The organism is Acidocella aminolytica 101 = DSM 11237, from assembly GCF_900129125.1.
Taxonomy (GTDB): Bacteria; Pseudomonadota; Alphaproteobacteria; order Acetobacterales; family Acetobacteraceae; genus Acidocella; species Acidocella aminolytica.
In genome coordinates this window covers 72,767-98,033 of the sequence record NZ_FQVJ01000004.1, presented here as the reverse complement: position 1 = coordinate 98,033, position 25,267 = coordinate 72,767, and the positions used below count along the sequence as shown (strand labels likewise).

General features: G+C 61.3%; 26 protein-coding genes and 2 pseudogenes. 7 read left to right on the top strand and 21 right to left on the bottom strand.

Annotated elements, in window-relative coordinates; genetic code table 11:
• Nucleotides 1–5: 5 nt before the first annotated feature.
• From BUB54_RS03530 to BUB54_RS03510, 5 genes are all read right to left on the bottom strand, one after another.
• The gene (locus BUB54_RS03530) at nucleotides 6–1,733 is read right to left on the bottom strand and encodes an ABC transporter permease (protein ID WP_048879132.1); all 1,728 of its coding nucleotides are present in this window, start codon (nucleotides 1,731–1,733) and stop codon (nucleotides 6–8) included.
• 105 nt (nucleotides 1,734–1,838) lie between these two features.
• On the bottom strand, nucleotides 1,839–2,291 hold the full coding sequence (nikR, locus tag BUB54_RS03525) for a nickel-responsive transcriptional regulator NikR (protein ID WP_048879133.1): 453 nt from the start codon (nucleotides 2,289–2,291) through the stop codon (nucleotides 1,839–1,841).
• A gap of 22 nt (nucleotides 2,292–2,313) precedes the next feature.
• Entirely contained in the window at nucleotides 2,314–2,763 is a 450-nt protein-coding gene (gene dut, locus BUB54_RS03520; RefSeq protein ID WP_048879095.1) for a dUTP diphosphatase, read from the bottom strand.
• A complete protein-coding gene (gene coaBC / locus BUB54_RS03515; RefSeq protein ID WP_082075668.1) occupies nucleotides 2,760–3,941 on the bottom strand; it encodes a bifunctional phosphopantothenoylcysteine decarboxylase/phosphopantothenate--cysteine ligase CoaBC in 1,182 nt (393 codons plus the stop codon). Before coaBC ends, dut begins: the two co-directional genes overlap by 4 nt.
• Nucleotides 3,938–4,690 (bottom strand): class I SAM-dependent methyltransferase, encoded by a 753-nt coding sequence (locus BUB54_RS03510; RefSeq protein WP_048879097.1) that lies wholly within the window; start codon nucleotides 4,688–4,690, stop codon nucleotides 3,938–3,940. The genes coaBC and BUB54_RS03510 overlap by 4 nt, the downstream gene beginning before the upstream one ends.
• A gap of 26 nt (nucleotides 4,691–4,716) precedes the next feature.
• On the opposite strand from BUB54_RS03510, the gene mutM reads away from it, so the two are divergent.
• Nucleotides 4,717–5,544, top strand: coding sequence for a bifunctional DNA-formamidopyrimidine glycosylase/DNA-(apurinic or apyrimidinic site) lyase (gene mutM, locus BUB54_RS03505; protein ID WP_048879098.1), 828 nt, complete (start codon nucleotides 4,717–4,719; stop codon nucleotides 5,542–5,544).
• Nucleotides 5,545–5,561: 17 nt separating this feature from the next.
• On the opposite strand, the gene BUB54_RS03500 is transcribed toward mutM, so the two are convergent.
• From BUB54_RS03500 to BUB54_RS03490, 3 genes are all read right to left on the bottom strand, one after another.
• On the bottom strand, nucleotides 5,562–6,638 hold the full coding sequence (locus tag BUB54_RS03500; RefSeq protein WP_048879099.1) for a GGDEF domain-containing protein: 1,077 nt from the start codon (nucleotides 6,636–6,638) through the stop codon (nucleotides 5,562–5,564).
• A 142-nt stretch (nucleotides 6,639–6,780) separates the two neighbouring features.
• Nucleotides 6,781–7,248: a thioredoxin-dependent thiol peroxidase gene (bcp, locus tag BUB54_RS03495; RefSeq protein ID WP_048879100.1), complete on the bottom strand. Its 468-nt coding sequence runs from the start codon at nucleotides 7,246–7,248 to the stop codon at nucleotides 6,781–6,783.
• Nucleotides 7,248–10,091, bottom strand: coding sequence for a bifunctional [glutamine synthetase] adenylyltransferase/[glutamine synthetase]-adenylyl-L-tyrosine phosphorylase (locus tag BUB54_RS03490; RefSeq protein WP_048879101.1), 2,844 nt, complete (start codon nucleotides 10,089–10,091; stop codon nucleotides 7,248–7,250). The genes bcp and BUB54_RS03490 overlap by 1 nt, the downstream gene beginning before the upstream one ends.
• A 17-nt stretch (nucleotides 10,092–10,108) precedes the next feature.
• Here BUB54_RS03490 and BUB54_RS03485 point away from each other — a divergent pair, with 17 nt between their 5' ends.
• Entirely contained in the window at nucleotides 10,109–12,817 is a 2,709-nt protein-coding gene (locus BUB54_RS03485; RefSeq protein WP_048879102.1) for a YhdP family protein, read from the top strand.
• Nucleotides 12,818–12,881: 64 nt separating this feature from the next.
• Here BUB54_RS03485 and BUB54_RS03480 read toward each other — a convergent pair whose 3' ends face one another.
• Nucleotides 12,882–13,445, bottom strand: a complete 564-nt coding sequence (locus tag BUB54_RS03480; RefSeq protein WP_048879103.1) for a nucleotide exchange factor GrpE — start codon at nucleotides 13,443–13,445, stop codon at nucleotides 12,882–12,884.
• A 135-nt stretch (nucleotides 13,446–13,580) separates the two neighbouring features.
• Between BUB54_RS03480 and BUB54_RS03475 the strand changes: the two genes are divergently transcribed.
• Nucleotides 13,581–14,249, top strand: a complete 669-nt coding sequence (locus tag BUB54_RS03475) for a DsbA family oxidoreductase (RefSeq protein ID WP_048879104.1) — start codon at nucleotides 13,581–13,583, stop codon at nucleotides 14,247–14,249.
• A gap of 86 nt (nucleotides 14,250–14,335) precedes the next feature.
• Complete coding sequence (locus BUB54_RS03470) at nucleotides 14,336–15,334, top strand: lipid A deacylase LpxR family protein (RefSeq protein WP_158320115.1); 999 nt, start codon at nucleotides 14,336–14,338, stop codon at nucleotides 15,332–15,334.
• A 3-nt stretch (nucleotides 15,335–15,337) separates the two neighbouring features.
• Here the strand turns inward: BUB54_RS03470 and BUB54_RS03465 are convergent, their stop codons facing one another.
• The 10 genes and pseudogenes from BUB54_RS03465 to mntR form a co-directional block, all read right to left on the bottom strand.
• The gene (locus BUB54_RS03465) at nucleotides 15,338–15,664 is read right to left on the bottom strand and encodes a hypothetical protein (RefSeq protein ID WP_048879106.1); all 327 of its coding nucleotides are present in this window, start codon (nucleotides 15,662–15,664) and stop codon (nucleotides 15,338–15,340) included.
• A gap of 179 nt (nucleotides 15,665–15,843) precedes the next feature.
• The gene (locus tag BUB54_RS21070) at nucleotides 15,844–16,395 is read right to left on the bottom strand and encodes an RNA-guided endonuclease InsQ/TnpB family protein (RefSeq protein ID WP_199444699.1); all 552 of its coding nucleotides are present in this window, start codon (nucleotides 16,393–16,395) and stop codon (nucleotides 15,844–15,846) included.
• Between the two features lie 86 nt (nucleotides 16,396–16,481).
• Nucleotides 16,482–16,649, bottom strand: a pseudogene (locus BUB54_RS21895) (RNA-guided endonuclease InsQ/TnpB family protein); the annotation flags it as partial.
• 64 nt (nucleotides 16,650–16,713) lie between these two features.
• Entirely contained in the window at nucleotides 16,714–17,055 is a 342-nt protein-coding gene (locus BUB54_RS21065; protein ID WP_199444700.1) for a helix-turn-helix domain-containing protein, read from the bottom strand.
• Nucleotides 17,049–17,683: pseudogene (locus BUB54_RS03455) on the bottom strand (IS607 family transposase). Before BUB54_RS03455 ends, BUB54_RS21065 begins: the two are co-directional and overlap by 7 nt.
• 83 nt (nucleotides 17,684–17,766) lie before the next feature.
• The gene (locus BUB54_RS03450) at nucleotides 17,767–18,225 is read right to left on the bottom strand and encodes a periplasmic heavy metal sensor (protein ID WP_048879107.1); all 459 of its coding nucleotides are present in this window, start codon (nucleotides 18,223–18,225) and stop codon (nucleotides 17,767–17,769) included.
• A gap of 1 nt (nucleotide 18,226) precedes the next feature.
• The gene (locus tag BUB54_RS03445; RefSeq protein WP_048879108.1) at nucleotides 18,227–18,640 is read right to left on the bottom strand and encodes a hypothetical protein; all 414 of its coding nucleotides are present in this window, start codon (nucleotides 18,638–18,640) and stop codon (nucleotides 18,227–18,229) included.
• Nucleotides 18,641–18,657: 17 nt separating this feature from the next.
• Nucleotides 18,658–19,326: a DUF4410 domain-containing protein gene (locus tag BUB54_RS03440; protein ID WP_048879109.1), complete on the bottom strand. Its 669-nt coding sequence runs from the start codon at nucleotides 19,324–19,326 to the stop codon at nucleotides 18,658–18,660.
• Nucleotides 19,327–19,354: 28 nt separating this feature from the next.
• Nucleotides 19,355–19,930: a sigma-70 family RNA polymerase sigma factor gene (locus BUB54_RS03435; protein ID WP_052948369.1), complete on the bottom strand. Its 576-nt coding sequence runs from the start codon at nucleotides 19,928–19,930 to the stop codon at nucleotides 19,355–19,357.
• A gap of 22 nt (nucleotides 19,931–19,952) precedes the next feature.
• Nucleotides 19,953–20,393, bottom strand: coding sequence for a manganese-binding transcriptional regulator MntR (gene mntR / locus BUB54_RS03430; RefSeq protein ID WP_048879110.1), 441 nt, complete (start codon nucleotides 20,391–20,393; stop codon nucleotides 19,953–19,955).
• 208 nt (nucleotides 20,394–20,601) lie between these two features.
• On the opposite strand from mntR, the gene hfq reads away from it, so the two are divergent.
• From hfq to BUB54_RS03415, 3 genes are read left to right on the top strand one after another with little or no spacing between them, the layout of a single operon-like run.
• Nucleotides 20,602–20,934, top strand: a complete 333-nt coding sequence (hfq, locus tag BUB54_RS03425; protein WP_048879111.1) for an RNA chaperone Hfq — start codon at nucleotides 20,602–20,604, stop codon at nucleotides 20,932–20,934.
• Between the two features lie 18 nt (nucleotides 20,935–20,952).
• Nucleotides 20,953–22,233, top strand: coding sequence for a GTPase HflX (hflX, locus tag BUB54_RS03420; protein ID WP_048879112.1), 1,281 nt, complete (start codon nucleotides 20,953–20,955; stop codon nucleotides 22,231–22,233).
• Nucleotides 22,230–23,048: an inositol monophosphatase family protein gene (locus BUB54_RS03415; protein WP_048879113.1), complete on the top strand. Its 819-nt coding sequence runs from the start codon at nucleotides 22,230–22,232 to the stop codon at nucleotides 23,046–23,048. The genes hflX and BUB54_RS03415 overlap by 4 nt, the downstream gene beginning before the upstream one ends.
• On the opposite strand, the gene BUB54_RS03410 is transcribed toward BUB54_RS03415, so the two are convergent.
• On the bottom strand, nucleotides 23,045–24,244 hold the full coding sequence (locus tag BUB54_RS03410) for an acyltransferase family protein (RefSeq protein ID WP_048879114.1): 1,200 nt from the start codon (nucleotides 24,242–24,244) through the stop codon (nucleotides 23,045–23,047). The two genes, BUB54_RS03415 and BUB54_RS03410, sit on opposite strands and share 4 nt — an antisense overlap.
• Nucleotides 24,241–25,230: a M14 family metallopeptidase gene (locus BUB54_RS03405; RefSeq protein ID WP_052948373.1), complete on the bottom strand. Its 990-nt coding sequence runs from the start codon at nucleotides 25,228–25,230 to the stop codon at nucleotides 24,241–24,243. The genes BUB54_RS03410 and BUB54_RS03405 overlap by 4 nt, the downstream gene beginning before the upstream one ends.
• Between the last annotated feature and the right edge of the window lie 37 nt (nucleotides 25,231–25,267).

Genomic DNA, 25,267 nt, shown 5'->3' with positions numbered 1-25,267 from the left:
GGCGTTTACCCCAGCGTGGTGCGGCGGACGGCGTAGGCATAAAGCGGCCGCCACAGAATGCGGTTGAAGAAGATCACGAAGCAGGACATCACCACCACGCCCAGCACCACGCGCGGCGTATCACCGGCAGCGGTGGCCTGCGCGATATAGGCGCCGAGCCCATGCGCGATGAGGGTATGGTGCCCCCAGCTTGCAACCTCGGCAACGATGGAGGCGTTCCATGCTCCGCCCGAGGCGGTGAGCGCGCCAGTGATGAAATAAGGCAGGATGCCGGGGATCATCACCTTGCGCCACCAAAGCCAGCCGTGAATATGGAAATTCGCCACGGCCTCCTTCATGTCTCCCGGGAAGGCGGCGGCACCGGCGATGACGTTGAACAGCAGATACCATTGCGTGCCGATGAGCATGAGCGGCGTCAGCCAGATATCCGGAGCCAGATGGAAATACACAATGGCCAGAACCACGGGCGGAAACAGCAGGTTAGCCGGGAAGGCAGCCAGGAACTGCGCGATGGGTTGGGCGATGCGCGTAGCTTTGGGGCGCAGGCCGATCCAGACGCCGATCGGCACCCAGACCAGCGAGGCGATGATCATCAGCACCGTCACGCGGATGGCGGTATAGACGCCCATTAGTACGGCGGTGAACAAATCATGCCAATGCAGTGTGGAGGAAACATAGCCCACAATATGCCAGGCCGCGTAAAGCGCCACGGCGGTGATCATCAGGAACCAGGCGCCGTCTATGATGCGGGAGGGTTCGCTGGTCTCGTCCACCTGGCCGGGCTGGCGGAAAGACAAGCGCAGCTGGAAGATGGTGCCGAACACCCCGCCGATCATCTCCCCAATGCTGCGGAACAAGGCAGTGCGGCGCAGGAGTTTCAGCATCCAGGGCTCAGGGCCGGCGACGGCGGCGGTGGTCTCGAACCGGAATTTGGTCGACCATGCCACAAGCGGGCGGAAAAGCAGTTGATCGTAAAGCAGGATCACCACCAGCATGGTCAGGATGGCGTAGAAAATTGCGGGCAGATCTTCTTTTGCCAGCGCCACGGCCACATAGGAGCCGATGCCAGGCAGGGTGAACTGGGTGTTGCCGACGGTCACGGCCTCTGACGCCACCACGAAGAACCAGCCGCCGGACATTGAGAGCATGGTGTTCCACACCAAGCCGGGCATAGCGAAGGGCACGTCCAGCTTCCAAAAACGCTGCCAGGAGGAGAGGCGGAAGCTGCGCGAGGCTTCCTGCAAATCATCCGGCAAGGTAGTGAGGGACTGGTAGAAGCTGAAGGCCATGTTCCAGGCTTGGCTGGTGAAAATGACGAAGACGGAGGCCAGCTCCGCGCCCATCACCTCACCAGGGAAGAGGTGCAGGAAGAACACCGTGGTGAAGGTAAGGAAGCCTAGAATGGGCACGGACTGGAGGATATCAAGGATCGGGATCAGCACCATGCCGGCGCGACGGGATTTGGCCGCCAGCGTCGCGTAGGTGAACGTGAAGATGAGCGAGAAAAACAGCGCCAGAAACATGCGCGCGGTTGAGCGCAGCGCGTAATACGGCAGCCAGGACGGGTCCAGATGGATAGGCGTATTCTCGATCTGGGCGATGGGCGTGCCGATGGTGGTGCGCCCGACTTCAACCAGTGCGATCAGCAGCGCCATAACCAGCAACATGGCGGCACCGTCAAAACGGTTTGGCAAGCGTTGCCCAGCCAGGGCAGGGGGGGTGTAATTCGTCATCAGGCCGCCTGGCATCGGGAGGAGAAACTCAACTCCGCTCTTTAGCCGGATGGCCAGCCTTTGTCACCGGGGGCGGGTTGAGCTTTCGTGAAAGACACGAGGGAATTACAAGCCGCCATGGCTATGCGTGCGCCCGCCGTGGCGGTGCGGAGCGGTCCCATGCGGCAGCGGAATGAGATGCAGCCGCGCATGGCGGACGCCGCGCTGGGCGGTGAGACTGTCTGCATGGTGCTGGATGGCTTCAGCGCTGCCGCGCAACAGGGCGACCTCCAGGCAGTTATCATGGTCGAAATGCACATGGGTGGTGGCGATCCCGAGGTCATGATGCGAGTGTTGTGCCTCGACCAGCCGTTGCGGCAGGTCGCGCATGGAATGGTCGTACACATAGGTCAGGCTGGCCACGCATTCCGTGGAGCCATTGGCCAGATGCTCTCGCTTGGCGGCCTCACGCAGCATGTCGCGGATCGCCTCGGACCGGCTGGTATAGCCGCGCAGAGATGCCAGCGCGTCGATACTGGCGAGCAGCTCGTCATCGATAGTGATGGTGATCCGTTCCATGCTGGTCTCCGCGCGATGCGTTTCAGTGGCCTGTGGAGCCGAAGCCGCCAGCACCTCGGCTGGTTTCAGACAGGTCGTCCACCTCCTCCCACGCGGCGCGCACCACCGGGGCCAGCACGGCCTGGGCAATACGCATACCGCGCGTGATCTCAAAAGGCGTGTCGCCAGTGTTAAGAAGAATGACACCAACTTCACCACGATAATCCTCATCGATGGTACCGGGGGTGTTGGGGACTGTGATACCATTTTTGAGCGCGAGGCCGGAACGCGGGCGCACCTGTAGCTCATAACCGTCCGGCAGGGCGATGCAGAAGCCGGTGGGGATGAGGGTGCGCTTGCCGGGCTCGATGGTCACGGGCGCCTGCACGGCGGCCAGAAGATCCATACCCGCAGCGCCCTTGGTGGCATAAGTGGGCATGTTCAGCCCTTCCCCATGCGGCAGTCGGCGGATCTTCACTCCAACAGATTTCATTTAAAATAATCTCCGATCTTCGCGGCAAGGCGTTGCGCCACCGCCAGCTTGTTCATGCGGTCCCAATGTGCGCTGTCTGTTTCGGTCAGCAGCAGCACCTCGTTCTCGTTGCCGCCCATGATGCCGGTGCCGCCGACATTATTGGCAACCAGCCAGTCGCACCCTTTGCGGGCGCGCTTGGTGGCGGCGTGTTCTTCCAGTTTCTCCGTCTCCGCGGCGAAGCCCACCACAAGGCGTGGGCGTTGCGGGCCAGGGGCAGAAATGCCGGCCAGAATGTCCGGGTTTTCGGCCAGGGCCAAGCTGGGTGGCGCACCGCCACCCTTCTTGATTTTTTGTCCGGCTTCAGTGGCGGTACGCCAATCCCCCACGGCGGCGGCGCAGACGGCGATGTCAGCCGGCAGAGCGGCCTGCACGGCGGATTGCATCTCGCGTGCTGTTTCAACGTGGATGGTGGTGAGGCCCGGCGGGTCCGGCAGGGAAACAGGGCCGGAAATAAGCGTGACGCGCGCCCCCAATGCCGCTAAAGCTGAGGCAATGGCGTGGCCCTGCTTGCCGGAGGAACGGTTGGCGATGAAGCGCACTGGGTCGATCGGCTCATGGGTGGGGCCGGAGGTGACGATGGCGTGCCTGCCCCTCAAAGGGCCCTTATTCAGCGCGGCCTGGATCGCTGCGAAGATCGCCGGCGGTTCCGCCAGACGGCCAGGGCCATATTCGCCGCAGGCCATCGGGCCTTCATCCGGCTCCACCACCAGTACGCCGCGTTGTATCAAGGTTGCCATGTTGGCTGAGGTGGCGGGGTGCTGCCACATGCGCACATTCATGGCTGGTGCCACCAGCACGGGCTTGTCCGTCGCCAGCAGCAGGGTGCTGGCGAGGTCGTCCGCCAGCCCGGCTGTCATTTTGGCCAGAATATCCGCCGTGGCGGGGGCCACCACCACAAGGTCAGCCGCGCGGGACAGTTCGATATGGCCCATCTCGCTTTCATCGGTCAGGGAAAACAGGTCCTGATACACCTTGGACCCGGTGAGGGCTTGCAGCGAAAGCGGGGTAACGAATTGCGCGCCAGACCTGGTAAGCACGGCGGTAACGCCAATATCCGCCTTGGTGGCGAGGCGCACCAGCTCTAGCGCCTTATAGGCAGCAATGCCGCCCGTGACGATAAGCAGAATACGCTTCACAGTTTCCAGCCAGCATGGATAGCGGCGATGCCACCGGAGAGGTTGCGGTAGTTCACACGCTCAAACCCCGCTGCCTCGAACATGCGCTTCAACTCTTCCTGCGGGGGGAACATGCGGATGCTTTCGGCGAGGTACTGATAGCTCTCGGAATCTTTGGCCACGATGTTGCCGATTTTGGGCAAAGCCTGGAATGACCAAGTGTCATACAGCTTTTCAAGTCCCGCGATTTGAAGCTTGGAGAATTCCAGCACCATGAAACGTCCGCCGGGGCGGAGTAGCCGGAAAGCCTCCGCGATGACTTTGTCCTTATTGGTGCAGTTGCGCAGGCCAAATGCCATTGAGATACGGTCGAAGCTGGAAGCTGGCAAAGGCAGCTTCTCGGCATCGGCAACCAGGAACTCGATATCACCCAAATAGCCGTTGGCGGTGGCGCGGTCGCGGCCGACATTCAGCATGGATTCGTTGATGTCCGACATTACCACCTGCCCGCCGCCGCGTTTTAGCCAACCGAAGGTGATGTCTCCCGTGCCCGCCGCGAGATCCAGCAGCTTATGATAACGACGCGGGTCCAGCATCGTGAGGAACTCGCGCTTCCAGAGCCGGTGGATGCCGAGAGACATCAAGTCGTTCATCACATCGTATTTGCCCGACACGGAATTGAACACCTCCCGGACTAGGGTGCTTTTTTCCTCGCGGGGAACGGAACGGAAACCGAAATCAGCGGTATCGCTGGCATTGTTCTGGCTCATGGGCGCCTTTATACCCTTGTTTTGCCATGCCGGAACTCCCCGAAGTTGAAACCGTGATGCGCGGGCTGGACGGTCATCTGACCGGACGGCGAATTGCCCGCGCCATTCTGCGCCGCGCCGATATTCGGTGGCCGATTCCCCTTACGCTGCCGCGCGTGCTGACCGGCGCGACCGTGCTGGGTTTCAGGCGGCGCGGGAAGTTTATGCTGATGCGGCTGGATAATGGCTGGTCCGTGTTGATCCATCTCGGCATGTCCGGCCGGATGCTGCTGGATAAGCCGGAAGCGGCGCATGAGCATCTGACCATCGAAACCGAGGATGGCGGACGCGTGGGGTTTGTAGACCCGCGCCGGTTCGGGGCGCTGGACCTTGTGCGCACGGTGGATGAGGACAACCATAAGTTGCTGGCTGGGATGGGGCCGGAGCCGCTGGGGAATGAGTTTTCCGGCGCTTATCTGGCGGCGGTGTGCAAGGGACGTTCCGCGCCGATTAAGGCCGTGCTATTGGACCAGCGCGTTGTGGCGGGCATTGGCAATATTTATGCGAGTGAGGCGTTGTTCCGTTCGGGCATTTCACCCACACGCGCGGCGGGGAAAATCTCCCTCCCCCGGCTGGAGACGTTGGCGGCGGCGGTGCGGGCCACACTGATTGAAGCGATTGCGGCGGGGGGATCGTCCTTGCGCGATTATGTGCAGCCGAGCGGTGAGTTGGGTTACTTCCAACATGCCTGGAAGGTTTATGGCCGCACGGGGGAGCCGTGTGAGCGTTGCCCCGGCCCGCCGGAATGTAACGGAATCCGGCAAATCACCCAATCTGGCCGCAGCACATTTTATTGTCCCAAGACGCAGCGTTGAGGGGGAAGAGTTCTTATTTAAGCACGCGCGGAGCCTGAAACTTCTCCGTGCCTCAATTTACCAACGACCACCTTGTTGCGCCCTGCCGCTTTTGCCCGGTACAGCCCATTATCTGCGGCCAGAACCATGGCGCGCGCACCTGAATCCTGATCCATCCTGGATACGCCGATGGAAATGCTGAGTTTTCGATGCGGAAACGTGGTTTTTGCCACTAGGCCGCGCAGGCGCTCGGCCACCAGCAGCGCGTCGGTGAGGTTGGTGGAGGGCAGGATGATGGCAAATTCCTCGCCGCCGTAACGTGCCAGAAAATCATAAGGGCGCAGGGTCGAAAAGAGCAGCCGTGCGACTTCCTGCAAGGCGGTGTCTCCGGCGGGGTGGCCGAATTCATCGTTATAGCTCTTGAAATGGTCGATATCGAGCAACAGCAGGCATAGTGCCTCACCCGTGCGTTGGGCGCGGGAGGTTTCCGTGGCCAGTCTTTGGTCATAGGCGCGGCGGTTGGGAATGCCGGTGAGTGAATCAGTCATGTTTTGCTGGCCGAGCTGGGCATTGGCCTGCGACAGGCTAAGCAGCGTGCGCCGTAATTCCAGTACCTCCATCGTTTGCGCGGCCAGGAGCATCAAGGCTTCGCCTTGTGTTTGGGGTAGAGCGCGCGTCTTTTTGTCCAACACCAGAATACTGCCGAGTGCCAGCCCATCCGGCGCATAAAGCGGCATGGCTGCCAGCGGACGCAGTTTAAGGCTGATGAGCGGCGGCGCGGGGGCGACGGAATGGAGAGGCAATAGGCCGCCATGCTCATGCAATCTATGGTTGTAAAGGTAAGCGCGCCGAGGCAAGGCTTTGAGTTTTCCTTTCAGCGATTCGCTGGCCCAGCCGGCTTTAACCCATTGTTCAGCACCGTGAAAAAAACAGATAAGTGCTAGCGGCGCGCTACATAAATGGGCGGCCAGACGGGCGAGATCGTCGAAGGCATTGTCTGGGGCGTTGTCCAGAATATCGTAATCGTCAAGCCGGTTGGCATGCAGCGCATCCTCTCTGTTCGGCATGAACAGCGGGGCGTGCGTGGGCGAGGATTCGATGTGGTTAGTTTCCATTATTCCGTTCACCAGTCATGAACCTTTCCATTACGGGTCCATGATCGAACGAAACAATTAACGGGACATGAAAATATAACGCCGCGCGGGAATTTTTAATAATTAAGGGGCGCCAAACTTCAAGCCCGGCGCCCGTGGCGTGTCAGCCTAAGGCCTTCACGGCTTTTAGAACAACCTCGGCATGGCCCTCGATTTTTACTTTCGGCCAGATTTTTGCAACTTTACCGTGTGCGTCCACGAGCACGGTGGAACGCTGGATGCCCATATATTTTTTCCCGTACATGGATTTTTCCTGCCAGGCGCCATAAGCATCGATCACCGTGGCGTCCGGGTCGGAGGCCAGGGGGAATTCGAGTGTGTATTTTTCAGCGAATTTTTCCAGCGCTTTCATTTTATCCTTGGACACGCCGATAACGGTTACGCCAAGGCCGGAAAAATCGGGCAGCCCGTCCTGGAAGGCGCAGGCCTCCTTGGTGCAGCCGGGCGTGTCGGCGCGGGGGTAGAAATAGAGCACAAATGGTTTGCCCTTGAGCGTTTCAAGCGAGACGGTGCGTTCGCCTGTGGCTGGAAGGGAGAAATCTGGCGCGTAGTCACCTTCGGTCAAGCTCATCAGGCAGTTCCTTCAATAATCAGACGTGCAAAGATTTCGTGCGCGGCTCGGGCGGTTTCAATAATTTCAGTCCGCATCGCCGATAATGTTTTAAATCCCGTGGCGCGCAGCAGAGGGTCCAGCATGGCGGTGGGCGGCTCGTTGGCGCGGGCGGAAAGCCCGGTGATGCGGTTGATGCCCTGGATGGTCCGCCAGAGGAAATCAGCCTGGATCAGCGTTTCGGCTTCGCTTTGCCGCAGATGCCCTGCATCAGCCAGGGTTTTTAGCGCTTTGGCTGTATTGGGCTGGAACAGGGCAGGGGCTGTGGCGCCGTGGATGAGTTGCAGCGCCTGAGCCACAAACCCGACCTCCATCATGCCGCCGGGGATGCCGCGTAGGTCAAAGGGGCCGCTCGGCGGAAGCTCAGCGGCAAGGCGCGCTTGCATGGCGGCCGTGTCTTTGAAGATCCGTTCAGGCGGCTCAGGGCGGCAAAGCGCGCCCAGAATCGCCTCGCGCACGGTTGCGGCAAAGCCGGGCGTGGCGGCAATCACCCGTGCGCGGGTGAGGGCTAGGCGTTCCCAGGTCCAGGATTCGCGGGCGTGATAATTGCGGAAGGCGGCGAGCGAAACCGCCACCGGCCCGGCATTGCCGGACGGGCGCAGCCGCATATCCACATGGTAAAGCGGCCCGCCCGGCCCTTGCGCTGTGAGCGCGCCGACAAAGCTGTGGCTGAGCCGCACAAACCATTGTGTTGGCGCGATGGCGGTGGGGGCGTGGTCGTAGATCAGCATCAGGTCGAGGTCTGACCCGGCCAGCATTTCTCCGGCACCGGCCTTGCCCAGTGCCACTACCGCCACCTTGGCGCCGCGCACCGGACCCTGGCGTTCTTTTTGCGCGGCGATGACAAAGGGCAAAAGTAGGGAGAGCGAGGCTTCCGCCAGGGCGCTGCGCAGGCGCCCGCCTTCATTCGCGTCCAACCGTCCTTCCAGGGTGGCGACGGAGAGGTGAAATTCCTCCTGCCGCACAAGGCGGCGTGTGGTGGCGACGGCTTGTTCAAGGTCTTCCGCATCGGCCAGAAGGCGGCGCAGCAACGGACGCGGGGCGGCGAAGCGGGCCTGGGGGGCGAGCAGCCCATCCAGCGCCTGCGGGTCATCGGCCAGATAGTCCGAGAGCGCCGGGGCTGCGCCCAGTACGGCGGCCAGACGTTTCAGCAGCGCGGTGTTGCGGGTAAAGAGCGAGAGAAGCTGTACCCCGGCGCGCTGGCGGCTGAGCAGCGTGTCGAACTGCGCGAAGACCTTGTCAGGCTCAGGCTGCGCTGCAAGGGCGGCGAGCAGATGCGGCACCAGCCCATCCAGCAGCTCCCGCGCGCGGTGGGAGCGTAGCGCCTGCATGCTGCCGGAGGACCATTCCCGCAGCCGCGTGGCGATATGTTTATCGTCCTTAAAGCCCAGCTCACGCAGCCGGGCAGTGAATTCAGCCGGGGGAGGTCCTTCCACGCCAGGGTCCAGCGCGCCTTTCGTGTCTTCTGTGTCAGCGTTGAAGAAATCGAGGAAATAAGCATGCACGCGCGCTAGCAGGTGGGGGAAGTCCCGTTTGAAACGTGGCGTGTTCAGAAAGACGCAGAAAGCATCCAGCGCTGCCTCGGTATTGGGCAGTTCGTGAGTCTGGCGGTCCGCCACCATTTGCAGCCTGTGTTCCACCCGGCGTAGCTCACGATAATCTGCCGCGAGCTGTTTGGCGGCGCGTTCGGGGATGTGTCCGGCACGTGCCATGGCGAGCAGGGCTTCCAGCGTGGCGGGGATCCGTAAGGCCGGGTCATGCCCGCCCCAGACGAGCCCTAATGTCTGCACGACAAACTCGATTTCACGGATGCCGCCACGCCCTAATTTCACGTCAAAGCCGCTCAGCCCTTTATTGCTGCTCTGTGCATCGATCTGGCGTTTCATCTCATGAATGTCCGAGATGGCCGCGAAATCCAGATATTTGCGCCAGATAAATGGGCGGATGGCGGAGAGAAAATGCTGTCCCAGGACAATGTCTCCGGCCACGGGGCGGGCTTTGGAGAAGGCGGCACGCTCCCAGGTGCGGCCGTGGCTTTCATAATAAGTCAACGCCGTGGGCAGAGCTACCACCGGCGGGGTGGCGCCAGGGTCGGGCCGCAGACGTAGATCCACCCGGAACACATAGCCGTCCGCGTCACGGGCCGAGAGCAGGGTGGTGAGGTCGCGTGCCAGTCGGACCATCAGGCGTTGGGAGTCGGGTTCGTAAGGTGCGGCTTCGGGGTCGTAGAGCAGCACGAGGTCAATGTCCGAGGAGTAATTCAACTCCCGCGCGCCGAGCTTGCCCAAGGCCAGGGCCACAAAACCGCTATCCCGCTCAGGGGCGTCAGGGTGGGGCAGTGTGATCTCACCGTCTTCGTGCATCTCCCACAGCAGATGCCGGACGCTGGCCCGCAGCGCGGTTTCCGCGAGGTCCGAGAGCGCGGTGGTAACTTTTTCCAGTGGCCAGAGCCCTCCAAGGTCAGCCACCGCGATGGTAAGGGCTATTTGCCGCTTGGTCCGGCGCAGCGCGGCGCTAAGTTGGGCGCGTGGTGTATCTGGTGGCAGAGCAGCTAGCGCGGCGAGCAACGCCTCCGGATGAGGCCCGTTTTCCATGCAGGCGAGCAGCGTGGCGGGCTCACGGCATGCCAGGTCGGATAGATAAGGCGCGTTGCCGCCTAACGCGTCCAGCAATGAAGCGCCCGATTCGGTGGCGGCGAAGGCGGCTTCCTGGGCCCCAAGCGCGGCAAAATCCGTGCGCAGATGTGATGCGGCCGCCTGATCGGCAGCTTGCGGAAAGGATGGCTTGTGAAGATCGGCTAGCATCTGGCAAGCACAACAGGATGAAGTTCCGCAGAGGTCAAGCTACCTGGATAATCTTAGATGCGCTGCATCAGCTCGGCCGCATTATGATGCTGCTGGTTTTGCTGGTGCTTGCGTTGTTTGGGGCGCTTGGTTTCCGGCTGTCTCAAGGGCCGCTGGAGATTCCGCATCTGGCCTCACGGGTGGCAACCCGCCTGACTGGCGAGGGCATTAACGTGCATGTGGCCAAAGCGGAGCTGGCCTGGGCAGGATACCATGAAGGCGGGGCAGTGCCGTTTGTGCTGCGGCTGGCGGATATCGCGGTGCAAACGGATTCCGGCGGCGTGCTGGCGCATATTCCCTCAGCGGATCTGAGCCTGCCCACGGCCGATTTGTTCGGCGGGCGGGAGCCGATTTTGATGCGTGGCGCTGGGGCGACCTTTCCGGCGGGGGATGTACCAGTTTCTTGGTACGCTGATCTTTGGCCAGGACCGGGCTTCAGCTTCGCACGCGGTGCGGTTTATGTGACGGTTGGCGCAGGATATATTGGCCATGGTGCCTATCACGTGACGCTGCGCGACGGGTCGTTCGTGCTGCGCACGGCGCGCGGCGGCGGGGTGAATGTGACTGATGGCATGGCGCAATTCGCCCAGCAGGGGCGAAGCTCACCTCGCCTGACCTTCAGCTTCCACGCCCATCGGGACAAGCTCTGGCATGGTAGCCTGGATGCGCGGCTGGATAAGGTGCAGGCTCAGGACTTGGCGGCGCTCTGGCCGCCCGGGCTGTCGCCGGATACGCGGGCATGGGTGACACAGAACATCACTGCGGGCACTGCGCATGACGCGCATTTCGTGTTTGATATGGCGGCCAATGGCGATCTCTCGCATTTCAGGATTGATAACGTCTACGGCGCGTTCAACGCTGATGATCTGACGTTGAGCTGGCTGAAGGGCGCGCCGCCTCTGCGGCAGCTAAATGGTAGCTTCGTGATGCCGGACATGGATACGGCGGTGATTACCGCCACGACCGGTGAGACCGCAGGGGTCAAGCTGGATCATGGTACAATGAAGATTACAGGCCTCTCAGCGCCTGACCAGAATGGCGCGCTGACGCTGAATTTGTCCGGACGGGTGCAGGATGTGCTGGGCATTTTGGGTGCGCCGCCGTTGAATCTGCTAGACCATACCCCCCCGGAGATTAAAAACGCTACCGGCGCGGCGCAGGGGCTGCTGACTATCAATATTCCGTTCAAGAAAGATCTGACAGCGGCGGATGTGACGCTGAATGTGAAAGCTGAGTTGAGTGGCGTACAAATGGCCACGATGATCCCCGGCATTGGGCTCAATGATGGGCAGGTGGCGCTGCATACGGATGGCGAGACTTTGCGTGCTACCGCCACGGCGCAGTTTGCGGGCGAGCCCGCTAGCCTGACCGTGCAGCAGGACCTCACCGCCGCGCGGGGGAATGAAAATTTCACGATGAAAGGTGTCGCGGGCCCTCGGCTTTGGCGCGCTTTCGGGTTGGATACGCCGAACGATGTCAGCTCCGCCGCTCAAGGCACGGCGCCATTCGAATTTACGTTGAACGGGCCGCCCGGTGGCACACAACAGGCCGCGCTGACGGTTGACCTAACCCCTGCCGGGCTGGCCTTACCGCTACTGGGGTGGGAAAAACAGCCAGGCAGCACCGGGGCGCTTTCCGCCAAGTTTGCCCTGCGCGATGGCGCGTTGGATGGGATACAGGATTTCTCCATGCAGGGGCCGGCATTGGCGATACGGGGCCATAGCCAAGGCGGTGTGTTCACGCTTGATAAAGCGCAGATTGGCCGGACCCAGGCCAGCGGTACGCTTAGCGCCCCCGCCACACCCGGCGCGCCCTGGCTGCTGCGTGCCACCGGCGCCGTGCTTGATTTGCGCCAGAATGGCATGACCAGCCATGCGGGCAAACAGGGAGCCAGCCCGCAACCGGCAGCCATTGAATCACCCTGGCGTGCGACGCTGGACTTCGGAAAGGTATATGTTAGCAAATCGCCAGCTCCGCCGCTGGACAATGTGCAAATCACCGCCGCCGGGCAGGGGTATGACCTGCACGACGCCAAAGGAGCGGCGGATGAAATGAATGTGACGGTGGCGCCGCTTTCCGGCGGGCGGCACAGCTTGTCCATGCAAGGCAACGATGCTGGGAAGCTTTTGCGAGTGCTCGGAGCTTATAATGGAATGCGCGGCGGGCAACTGGATCTGGAGGCCAGTTTTGGTGGCGGCTTAATCCAAGGCACGCTGAAGCTTAGCCAGGCACGGCTGGTTCAGGCGCCGGGCTTTACCAAGATTTTGCAGGCGGCCACTTTATACGGCGTTGCGGAAGCACTGTCCGGCCCTGGCTTGCTGATTGACCATGCCGTTATCCCCTTTACCTTGCAGAGAGGCGTGTTCAGCCTGCATGGGGCGGATGCTTATTCGGAATCGCTCGGCTTTACCGCCAGCGGTACGGTCAACACCAAGACCAGCATCTGCGACCTGGATACCACCATCATCCCCGCCTACGCGCTGAACTCCCTGCCGGGGAAGATACCTTTGATCGGGCATTTATTCTCGGCGGAGAAAGGCGGTGGGTTGTTTGCCGTGCGAGCGCATGTGCAGGGCAATCTGCAAGACCCGCAAGTGCAGGCGAATCCGCTTTCAGCGCTCACACCGGGGATTTTGCGGGATATTTTCGGGCTGGGCGAGGCCACGCCGAAACCGAAGGGCAAGTAGCGGATACCAAAGCGGCCTTCCCAGAGGAAAGGCCGCATACCGAAACGTCATGTGGTTTTAAATCTTACCCCTGGGCGGGTGCCTTGGAGACAACAACCATCGCCGGGCGCAGGAGCCGCCCGTTAAGCTGCCAGGTCTGGCTCCAGGCCTGCATCACGGTGCCGGGCGGGTGTTCGGCGCTTTCCTGCTCGGCCATGGCCTGATGCTGGTTGGCGTCGAACGCCGCGCCAGTCGGATCGTTCCGGGTGATGCCGTTGCGCTCCAGAATCCCGATGAAGGAGCGTTCAATGCCTTCGAAGCCTTCACGCAGCTTGGAGACCAGCTCAGGCTCGGCCTCGGTCTTCTGGGGCAGGCTGTCGATGCCGCGCTTCAGATTTTCCGCCGCCTCGACCACGTCGCGGGCGAATTTCTGCACTGCGTAGAGGCGGGCATCATCAACCTCGCGCTTAGTGCGGGCGCGCAGATTGGCCATCTCGGCCTCGGCGCGCAGCCATTTATCGCGCATCTCCTGCAATTCCTGCTCCAGCGTGGCGATACGCTGATCCGGTGCTTCCAGGAGCTTTTCTTCCTGCGGGGCAGCGTCCTGCGGGGCGCTGTCTTGGGGGGGGACGTCGTTATTCTCGGTCATGCCGCGGAATTAAGCGAAAATGCCCTTTCAAACAAGATTTTGCCGCCGCCCTCGGATTGAAACGCGGGTATGTCCGCCTTGCGCCAGTTGGTAAGGCCTCTCGCGCCAGGGTAGAAAATCCGCTATTCAAAAGTAATGAACAGTCTGGCGCCTTTGCCGTCGCGACTCCTGATCGAGATTGTTTTCGATTTTGTCTGTCCCTGGTGTTATCTGGGGGTGAAGCGGCTTTCCTTTCTGCTTGCGCGGCGGCGTGAGTTGGACGTGGTGTTGAATTGGCGCCCGTTTCTGCTGAACCCGGATATGCCCAAGGGCGGCATGTCGCGGGCGGATTACATGATCCGTAAATTCGGCGCGGAGGACAGGGCGAAGCGGCTTTATGCATCCATTGCCGAGCTGGGCGAAGCTGAGGGGATCGCGATCAACTTCTCCGCCATCCGCCGCACCCCCAACAGTGTGGAAGCCCACCGGCTGGTGCGTGAGGCCGCGCGGACCGGGCTGGCCAACAGGCTGGTACCGCGGATTTTCGCCGCGCATTTTGTCGAGGGGCTGGATATTGGTAGCCATGCTGTACTCACAACCCTGGCAAGCGAGGTTGGTATGGAAGTGGAGGAAGTGCGGAGTTTTCTGGATTCAGGCGAGGGCACGGAGTTTGTGCACGCAGAAAATCTCCACGCGCACCGGCTCGGCATTAACGGCGTGCCATGTTTTCTCATTGATGGAGAATACGCGATTGCCGGGGCGCAGGAGAGTGAAGTTCTGGAACGGCTGATCGATCTAGCGTTGAGTACGAATGAGGAACGTTAAGGCCATGAGTTTGCTTTTTTGTCATGGCCACCACATCTTGCGGAAAGCAAAGTTCTTCAGGTTCTGAAATACAAGGTATTGCCGACGTGAAAAAAGCCGCGACTGCCTCTTGTCTCGCCGCTCTGGGAGCGGCTGTGCTTGTGTCTACGCCGGTCATGGCCTCCGTGCCGCCAGCAGACCCGCACAGCATTCTGACCTTTCAACTTGAAAATGACGCCGCCTCAATCCCAGGCACGGATGAACTTTATACTTCCGGCGAGCGGCTCGGCTATGTCGGCCCCACGGGGGCGGTGCCAGGCTTTGTCTCCGGGCTTGGCCACAGCCTGTTCGGGGCTGGGCTTCAGCGGATGGAGTTCGACCTTCAGCAGGTGATCTTTACCCCCACAAACACCCAGCTTTATGACCCCAACCCGCATGACCGCCCCTATGCCGGGCAGCTCTCCCTGCGGTTCAGCTTGATTCAGGATACCACGCAGACCCGCTCACTCGCCGGTGTTGCGGTTGGGGTGGTGGGGCCCGCCTCGCTCGCGCAGTCCGTGCAAAACGGGTTTCATGCGGTTATTGGTCAGACCACAAACAAAGGCTGGCATTATCAGCTGCATAATGAGCCGACGATGGATTTCTTCGGCGGGCGGATCTGGCGCGAGAATGTGGGGGATATTGGCGGGGTTGGCGTGCAGGTGTTGCCGCAGTTGACCGGGCAGGTTGGCAATACCGAGATTTATGCGCAGGCGGGCGGCATTATAAGATTTGGCCAAGGGCTGGATTCAGATTTCGGCCCGGCGCTGATTCAGCCGCAGCTCTCCGGCACGGATGCCTACACGCCCACCCGGCCCTTCGTCTGGTATGTGTTTGGCGGCGTGCTGGGGCGGCTGGTGGCGCATAACCTGTTTATTCAGGGCAATAGCTTCCAATCCAGCCGCTCCGTGCCGCTGACACCGTTACAAGGCGATCTGGAGGTTGGCGCGGCAATGATCTTCCATGGCGTGAGGCTCTCGGCGGTTGAAACCTTCGAGACGCCGGAATTTCATAATTCTTCGCCAGCTTTCCAATATGGGTCGGTGGCGCTTTCCTTCCGGTTTTAAGCGTCACGGCGCGTAATAATACCCAGGCGCCGGGGTAACATAAACCGTGAGTGGCGGCGGTGGTGGCGCCACTATAACAGGCGGTGGAGGGGGCGGTTGAGTCGTGGCTCCGATGGCCAGCCCAGTCGCCAGCCCCACAACCCCAGCGGCGGCCACGGCCCCGCTGCTATATCCGTAATGGTAATAATGTGGTGGCGGTGGGGCTCCCCAGCGGGTCACGCTTCCCCCGTGCGGCCCGGTATAGGACCATCCGGCTGCCATGGCGGGGCTCAGCCCGGCCAGCAAAAGCGCGCAAGTCGTGAATCCGGCGAGAATTGTTTTGTGGGTCATGTCCTGTCTCCTTGGTGTTTAGCGTTCCGCGTCGTTGGTTGATGCTGTTGTTACGGACGGGCATGAGCCGTGCGACAGATGGAATTGTAACGTTTCGTATCCGTGTTAAGGCGCAAAAAAGCCGGAATAGTTGAACCGCTCTCCGAAACCTATGCATACCTTGCCATAGCTGATTAAAGCTACGCGGCGAGGCTGCTGTTCGGTTCCTGCTTCTTCAAGGCTCGTTTCACGCGGGGCTTGCGCACAGCGCCAGAGCGTTCCTTTCCACAGGCTGACACCGCAGAGCTTGCGGCCAAACGTTCGAGATTACGGGCAGCGTTGAGATCGCGGTCGATCTCATGCCCGCAGGCGTCGCAATGATAGGTCCGCTGCGACAGCGCTAGTTCGGCCTTGACCGAACCGCAGCAGGAACAAGTCTTGCTCGATGGAAGCCAACGGTCCGCGACGATCACCGCCGCGCCATAAAACCGCGTCTTGTATTCAAGCTGGCGACGAAACTCGAACAAGCCGCCATCCATGATGGAGAGCGCCAGCCGCCGGTTGCGGGCCATGACGCGCACATTCAAATCCTCGATGCCGATGCGCCGGTAAGTCTTTGCCAATATTGTTGTCGCCTTATGCGTGCCGTCTCGGCGGATATTGGCGATCCGGGCATGCAGCCGGGCGAGCCTGCGTCGGGCTTTGGCGACGTTCTCGCCGAATTTACGCTTGGCCCGGCGGGCGGCAAGCACCTTGCGGGCATGGCCTTGTTGGCGCGGCGCAGGCGCTTCAACAGCGCCTTGTGAGCCTTGGGGCCAGGGATAGACGCTCCGTTGCTCAGCGTGGCCAGGGTGGTGATGCCAAGATCGACGCCGATAGCGGCCAAAGGCTGCGCCACGGGCCGCACATCGTCCGTCTCGACCGTGACGCTGGCGAACCAGCGGTCGGCCTCGCGGGAAATCGTGACGCGCTTGAGCCTGCCGGTGATCCGCACGGCCTCGCGCATCCGCACCCAGCCAACCACCGGCAGCAGCCCAATACGCTTGCCATCGGCACGGAACGTCCCCGCCTCATTGGCGGCGCAGAAGCTGGCCGGGCAGGTTTTTTTTGGACCTGGGATAGCGGCCCCGCTTCTCGAAAAAGGCCCGGAACGCGCCGCCAAGGTCGATGATGCCCTCCTGCGCGGCGCATTTTGTCACATCGAACATCCAAGGAAACTGTTCGCGCTTGCGGCTGTTCAATTGCCGGCGCAGCCCGGCATCGTACGGCTGCGGCAAAGATGGATCCTCCTTGCGTGCCGCATATTGACGCTGCCATTCGGCCAGCGCCCAGTTCCACGCGCCGGAAGCACGGGCGAAGTAGGTTGGCTGCTTGTCGGTCGGGTCCAGTGCGATGCGGTGCGCAATCAGCATGGCGCTGACTCTTCGACGGCGCGGCGGACACCATCAAGCAGTTTCTGCTTGCGGTATGACCAAGAGCCGTAAAGCCGGGCGGAGAACACGGTGATGAATTCCAGCACGTCCTTGGCAAGGTTTTCCTCGAATGCCGTATCCTCGCCCTGATTGAGGATCACCACTTCAACGTTCTTGGCCTCGCAGATGGCAAACACCAGTTCCGCGCCGAAGCGCAACAGCCGGTCCTTATGGGCGATCACCAGCCTGCCAACCTGATCGTCAATGATCGCGTCCAGCCGCCGCTTGAGGCCCTTCTTGCGGGAGTTCATCCCGTCCCGGACCCGAGGCCGGCGATGACCTCGAACGTCCAGCCCTGCCGAGCACAATACAGTTCAAGAACCTGCTTCTGGCGTTCCAAGTCATCCTTTTGATCGTGGCTGGAAACGCGGGCATAGCCGATGGTTTTGCGGCTTGCTTGCTGCACCGCCCGAAACCGCTCCGGCAGCAGCTTTGCCAGATCATACCGGCGATGCCCGCCCGCCGTATGTTCCGCCAGCAACCGGCCTTCGGCTTCCCATCGCCGAAGCGTCGTAATCGACACTCCCAGCGTCTGAGCCGCTTCGCTTATACTGACTAACCTCTCCATTTTGGAGAAAATGAAGCAGGTTCAAATAGATCTCAAGCAAACTGTTTCAGCCCTTCCGGCTTGGCGGGACGGAGAGGCGATTGTCAGGGGCTAGTGTGCAGCCGCGTGCGGCGCTCATGCACCAAGGCTTGGCGGCCTTGCGGTGAAAGAGCTTGGAACGCGTTGAGCAACGGTGGGGTAAAGGCTGTCTGGAACTGCACCCAGCTTGTCTGCCAGCCTGCCAGCGCGGCTTCTGTCGCGGTGGGGTTATAAGGCTGGGCAAGCAGAGTTTGGGCGAGATGATGCCGGGCGATAGCCACTTTGTCCGCTGCGGGGCCAAATTGCGCTTCACCTGCCAGCAGCGCTTTGTCGAAGGCTTTGCGGTCAGCCGGAGACAAAGCTGATTCGGCTTGAATAAGGACCCTTTGCAAAGGTGTTTGTCTGCTCAAGACAGTGTCGAACTGCCAATTTCGCAGCACATGCGCGCTGATCAGCGCAAGCAAGAACAGATTGAACGCCAGGGAGAGAAACAGGGCGCTTTGACGCCAGGGAAGGGCTTTCATTCTATGATCCCGAAAAAACCGGTATGGCGGCGGGCTGCAATGCGCTGAGCAGGCCCGCTGTGGCGGACGGGGTGGCGGTTAACAACCCAACCGCCACCCCTGCGGCGACCATGCCGGAGGCACCAGCCCAGAGCCAGCTCCAACGCGGCAAAGCGGGTCGTCGGTAAGGCTGGTGTTTCGGGACGTCGAGGCGGGTGGCAATGCCGGCTTGCAGCCGTGCCAGATCCGTTGCGTCAGGCTGCGGGAGGAGCAGTTTAGCCAAGGCGGTGTCCAGTGCGGCTTCCGCCTGCAACAGGGCCTGGGCCTCGGCTGAGCTTACCAGCAAGCGCCGGGCTTCGGCCTGTTGCGCTTCGGGCCAACGTGTCAGATCTGCTCCGTAGGCGGCCGCCAGCCGCCGGAATGCCGAGATTTTCAATGATCTGCCCTCCTGTCTCAATCGCTCTGGGCGGGCCAGTTCCAGCCCTGTGCGGTATAATAGGCCTTCAACTCAGCCACGATTCTCTTGGCGGTTTTATCCTCCGCCGCGCTGATGCCGGAACGGCGGTTCATCGCCACATCAACGGCCCCGCCAATGGCCAGACTCCAGACATTATGCGTCGCCAGTGCAATGCCGCCCGGCAGAATCAGCCCCGGCTTGGCACCGCTGCCGCTGGCCACGCTAAATTGCTCTGCCGCGCCGCCGGGCTGCTGACCGCCAGGGCGTATATCCGTGGTGACGAGTAATTGAGAGGCGCCAGCCCCCAGTCCCACCACAAGCCGCGCGGCGGCGTTGCCAGGTGTGGCGGCGGAGATCGTGACATGCATTACCAATACGCCGCTTTGGTCCAAGGCCGGGTTATAGATGGACGCAGCCACATGCTCCCGGGACAGGTTTTCCATAAGAGCCGTTTGCAGGCCGGTGACTGCGTTATTCACCGTTTGCGTTTCCGTGGGGCTGCTCTGCGGCGCTGGGGTGATGTTTACCAGTACTTGTTCCGGCGCGGGTGTGTTAGCACTGCTGCCAGTGTGGCTCATCGCGGTCACTTGCGGGCTGGCGCAGCCGGTTAAGACCAGGGCCGAGAGACCCAGAGCCGAGATTTTCAGGCGTTTCATCATATCCATGCTCTTTCCTATAAGGGACGTCGTGTTGTTACGGTTCAAACTCACGCATCCCCCTGCGCCGGAGAGCTTTTTTTAATTGCTCGCGCGCCCGGGCCAGAAGCCGCTCAACTGCTTTGGGGGAAAGGTCCAGCACGCGGGCAGTATCAGCGCCGGAAAGCCCTTCTTCATAAACCAGCAGAATCACGGCGCGTTGCCGAACGGGAAGCTGGGCCAGCGCCATGGCGAGAAGCTGTTTGGCTTCTCGTGCGGCCAGGGTTTGTTGGCTATCCGGGCTAGTGTCGGCCGCGTCGTAATTTCCCGGCAACGCCTCGCCTCGCCATTTGCGGGACTGGTCGATGCAGAGATTAACGGTAATGCGATACAGCCATGTGGAAAAACGGGCCAGGGCCGGGTCGTAGCGGTGCAACTGGTTCCAGACCCGCAACATGGCCTCCTGTGTAATATCCTCAGCGCTGGCGCGGTCATGGCAGAGGCGTAACGCCACGCGGAGGGTGGAAGGGCCATGGCGGCGCACGATCTCATCAAATGCGGCTCGTTCGCCGGATAGCGCACGGCTGGCGAGTTGGGCGTCGTCCAGTCCGTCGAAAGCAGATTGCGCGTTCATGTGGCGTGAAGGCTAGCTCGGTTCATGCCTGTTTCAGAAACGCCCTGAAGGCGGCGAGTGTGGTCGGGGAGATGTAGTGTTCAATCCCTTCCGCGTCTTCCTCGGCGGCCTCACGAGGCACGCCGATGGCGGTGAGCAGTTCCACCACCACGCGGTGCCGTTCCCGGCTTTTGGCCGCTAGCGCGGTTCCGGCCTCGGTCAGGAACACACCGCGATACGGCTCAGATGTCGCCAGCCCCTCGCGCTTCAACCGCCCAATAGTTTTGATGGCGGTGGCGTGGGAGACGCCCAGACGTCGTGCAACGTCGGTCGGCCGCGCGGTTCCGGTGCTGGTCAGCAAATCGTCGATCAGCTCGGCGTAATCCTCAAGCATGGCGGTGGATTGCGCAGCGCGGGTTTTGCCGAAACGGCGGGCTTGGGTGGGTTCCGCAGGGAGCGAGGCGGGCTTGGTATTTGTGGCCATATTATGGCGGCGTCCTGTATTTTGGCATGCTTTGCGGGAAAAGCAGCATGCTGGCAAGGTTTGGTAAGAGCCTGGTTGTGGCGGCGCACAATCTTGGTATACAAATCCCACGGGGTGTGCGCCACGCAGCCTCAAGAACTTGAAATTTTTACAATGGATACAATCACTCGCCCGGCAAAGTGGGCGACAAAAACAAAGGACAGCAACCGTGGCAAATGAGAAATCCCAGAACGTGCAGGATGTCTTCCTGAACCATGTCCGTAAGAGCAAGACGCCGGTTACGGTGTTCCTGGTCAATGGCGTGAAATTGCAGGGGGTGATCACCTGGTTCGATAATTTCTCCGTGCTGCTGCGCCGTGATGGTCACACGCAGCTTGTTTACAAACACGCGATCAGCACCGTGATGCCAGGTGCGCCGATCATGCTGTTCGATGCTTCCCGCGCTGAAGGGGCGGCGCCTGCTGCTGAGGCTGGCAGCGCTAGCACGCTGCGACTGAACCGCACTGCGGAGTCGCAATTCGAACAGGACCAAGAGGACTAAACCCGTTCGGATGGTATGATGAGGGAGACAGCGCCCCCGCCAAGCCGGGCGGCGATTTTGCTGCCATGGGACAGGCAGGCGGCCTTTGCTGCCAGTCAAACTCGTTCCGCTGAGGCCCGCCTCGCGGAAGCAGTAGGGTTAGCTGCGTCCATTGGGCTCGTGATCGTCCATGAGCAGGTTTTTCCACTGCGGACGATCACGCCCGCGACCTTGCTCGGCAAGGGGCAGGTGGAAGCCGCCGCTGCCGCCTTGCGCGCCGCGCAGGTGGATGTGGTGGTGGTGGATGCCGCCCTGACGCCCGTGCAGCAGCGCAATTTGGAGAAAGCCTGGGGTACTAAGGTGATCGACCGGACCGGCTTGATCCTCGACATTTTTGGCGCCCGGGCCCGCACGCGTGAAGGCGCGTTGCAGGTGGAGTTGGCGCATCTGGAGTATCAGCGTTCGCGGCTGGTCCGATCCTGGACTCACCTTGAGCGTCAGCGTGGCGGGTTCGGCTTCCTGGGCGGCCCGGGTGAAACGCAGATCGAGGCAGACCGCCGCTTGATCGGCGACCGGATTGTGCGACTTAAGGCCGAGCTTGAGGATGTGCGCCGCACGCGCGGCCTGCATCGCGGGGCGCGCAAAAAGGTACCGTACCCGATTGTGGCGTTGGTGGGCTATACCAACGCGGGCAAATCCACCTTGTTCAACGCGCTAACCGGGGCAACTGTGATGGCGGAGGATCAGCTCTTTGCCACGTTGGACCCGACCATGCGCGGGCTGGTTCTGCCCTCGGGACGGAATATCATCCTCTCTGACACTGTGGGCTTTATCTCCGAGTTGCCGACCGAGCTGGTGGCGGCCTTCCGTGCCACGTTGGAAGAGGTGGCGGAGGCGGATCTGCTGCTGCATGTACGCGATGTCTCCCACCCGGACACAGAGGCCCAAGCGAAGGATGTGCGTAATGTGCTCAACCGCATGGCCAAGGAAGGCGCGCTGGATGAGGATTGGCCTATCCGCACGCTGGAAGTTCTGAACAAGGCAGATGTGCTGGGCGGCATCGAGCATGTGGTGCAAGGGGAGGGCATTGCCGTCTCCGCGCTGACTGGCGAGGGGCTGCCGCAATTACTCGCGGATATCGATTCGCGGTTGGCGGCGGCGCAGGAGGTGTTCACGCTGGAGGTTCCGGTTTCCGACGGTGCGCGCATCGCATGGCTGTACCGCCATGGCGAGGTACTCTTCCGCACCGATGACGAGACCCACGTGAAGCTGGAGGTCCGCCTTTCCGCCACGGATAAAGCGAGGTTTGAAACGCTATGAATGAAACCGAGGTGCAGTCCGTAATCGATTTGCTGCGGCATGTGGCCCGCACGGAGGTTCTGACGCGGTTTAAGAACCTCAACCCGGAGGATGTCCGAATTAAATCCGGCCCGCTGGACCCAGTGACGGTGGCGGATGAAGCGGCGGAACAAGCCTTGAAGGCCGGGTTAAACCGGCTGTTTCCCGGCGATGATGTGATTGGTGAGGAGGCTGTTTCCTCCGGCGCGGCGCGGATTAAGCGGCTTTCGGAACCTGGACGGGTCTGGATTCTCGACCCGATTGACGGCACCGCGAACTTTGCCGCAGAGCTGCCCTTGTTTGGTATCATGGCAGCTCTGGTCGAGCAGGATGATGTGCTGGCCGGATTTATCTTTGATCCGTTCGGGGATGATTGCGCGGTGGCGCTGAAGGGCCAGGGCGCGTGGCTGGCGGCCGCCGACGGCACACGCCGGCGCTTAAAGGTGGCCGCCCCCGTGCCGGTGGAGGAGATGGTGGGCTCGATGTCCTGGCGTTTCATGCCCGAGCCCTTGCGCTCCCATGTGCTGCACCGGCTGGACCGGCTGGCTGCGGTGACAGATTATCGTTGCGCGGCGCATCAATACCGGATGCTCTCGGCGGGACACTGCCACGTGCAGATGTTCCGCAAGCTGCTGCCATGGGACCACGCGGCGGGTGTGCTGTTGCACCGTGAGGCTGGCGGCTTTGCGCGGCATTTCGATGGTTCTGAATATCGTCCCTCGGTCACGAATGGTGGGCTTTTGCTTGCGCCGGATGAGGCAAGCTGGACCGCTTTGGCGGATGCGCTTTTGCGTTAAGCCTCGATGGTTCTGGTTTTTGTTCTTGCTATGGTCAGCCGTCGCACCAAGCGGCGGCCGGGTACTTCTACAAAGTGATGCAGAATGATCGCGGCGCCGAGGATCGACACAGCTAGCCCCGTCGCGATCAGCGTTTCTGCCAGCCAATGCGGCATATAGTTGGGCAGCGTATGGCGCGCCCAGTAGAATAGTCCGATCCAGGGGTTGTGGATGACATAAATGGCGTAAGACAGAACGCCAGCCTGGAAGATAGGCCCCCAAGCGAAAAGTCTCCCTAGCCGCCCCTGGTTGCAGGCCAAGGACAAGATCAGTAGCGGGAAGGCTGCATAAAGGGCCAGATCCCCCCAATGCAGCAGAATGCCGGCTAGCAGATACAGGCAGACAAGCCAGCCGAGCCAGCTTCCCGCCCAGCGCCGCGCGGGCGCCCAGCGATAAAGCCGGTAGGTGGCCAGCCCCAGTGTGAACCCGCCCAGGCAGCGTATCATCGGCACGAGGGTGCGGCCGTCATAAGCGTCCAGCGGTCCGTTATGGCCTTGCCCGTCATGCAGGGTGAGCCATGTGACTAAAATAACCAGTCCCGCGCCGATGCCGGTTGCCAGCCCAGCCTGCCAGGCCCGGCTATACAGAATGGCGGCGATGATAAAAGGGAACAGGAAATAAGCGCCCCATTCCACGCTAATGGACCAAGTGGGGTTAGTGATGGCGGTGGCGATGCCCCAGCTTTGTATCATCGCCATGTTGGCGAAGAGCGATGCCGCGGGATGCGACAGATCCACCGCGAACCAATAATTTTTGACATGCAGGCTGCCATAGGCGAGCAGGGAATAGCCGATCCGCAACAACAGAAAAACAATATAAAGTGGATAAAGCCGAGCCAGCCGCCGCAACATGAATGTGCCAAAGGTCGCGCTGGAAAAGCCGGTTTTGAACAACGCGCCGTAATTCAGCGCCATCACGAACCCGCTGAGGACAAAGAACACATCCACCGAGAGATAGCCGCGCGCAACAATCTGCCGCAGCCCCCAGGGGAAATCGGTAAACGGGTAGATATGATAAATCACCACGAGTACTGCCGCCACGCCGCGAATACCGGTGAGCGCGCCGATTTCTTCTTTGCTTGTGGCGGTGATGTGGTCGTCGCGGATGGTGTCTTGGGCGGGCGGCTGGGGCATAGCCAGATTTTGCCAGCCCTTCATGGCAATTTTGAGAAACTATCCTTGTCTCGGCCCAGCCGCGCCAGCCGTACCGCCGTATGGCCGTGGCTGACCTTCAGGCTAGGCATGATGAGGATAAGATTATCCTCCGGCGTGCGGATTTCCTCGTCGCCATCATACGCGATGAGCGTCTCCGCCCTGGCGATGACCTCACCGCCACGAAACGGGCGAACAAACTCAAAGCGGTTGGTACGCGCGGTGACCACCTGCACAACTTCGGCAAAGCGGCTGATTGGGGGGCGGGCGGCGGCGTGCAGCATTCCAGCATGGCGCAGCAGGGCCCGGACTGTTTCGCGGCTTTGCTTTACCGCCGTGGGTCGCCAATGCTGCCCGGCTTCCACCAGCAGGCAGGCAGCACCGTTGGGCGCGTTTTCAGTGAAGCGCCCGTAATCGATCAGCCTTTTGCCGCCCGCATGGCCTGCGTCCGCCACCACCAGTTCCGGCGTGCCCACCGCCATGCCCAATGCCCGCCCGCGCGGCCCGGCCCCGCAGAGCAGCACCGGGTCTGAAGGCCAGAGCATACTGTGCAGGTCCAGCAGAATATCCGCCGAATCGACGATGGGTTTAATTTCCCGCGCCCGTTCCAGCTCCGTCGAGCGGCGCACGCCGAACAGGGCGAAATCGTCCCATACGCGGTTCAGGTCTTCTTCCACATAGCGCGCGGCGATGGGGTTGTCCGCGTTGAAGCGCGTATAGGCAGCAAGGTTGGCAAAACCCAGCGTGAGCTTGCCGCGCAAGGGGCTGAAACCGCTATCCAGCAGCTCTTTCAGGACAATCGCACCCGCGAACTCATTGCCATGGATCAGTGAAACCAGAACCACATGTGGCCCCGACCGGCCTGAATCGATGAGGGTGAAGCCGGGTATGCCGGTATTGCCCTGAACATAGGCGGACAGGTCCGGTGGTGGAATCTCCACCGCGAATACCGGCAGGCCAGTTTGCGGTGCGGTTACGGGGCCGGACGTCATGATCATTACTCTAGCCGACCTGCGGTGGTGTGCAATG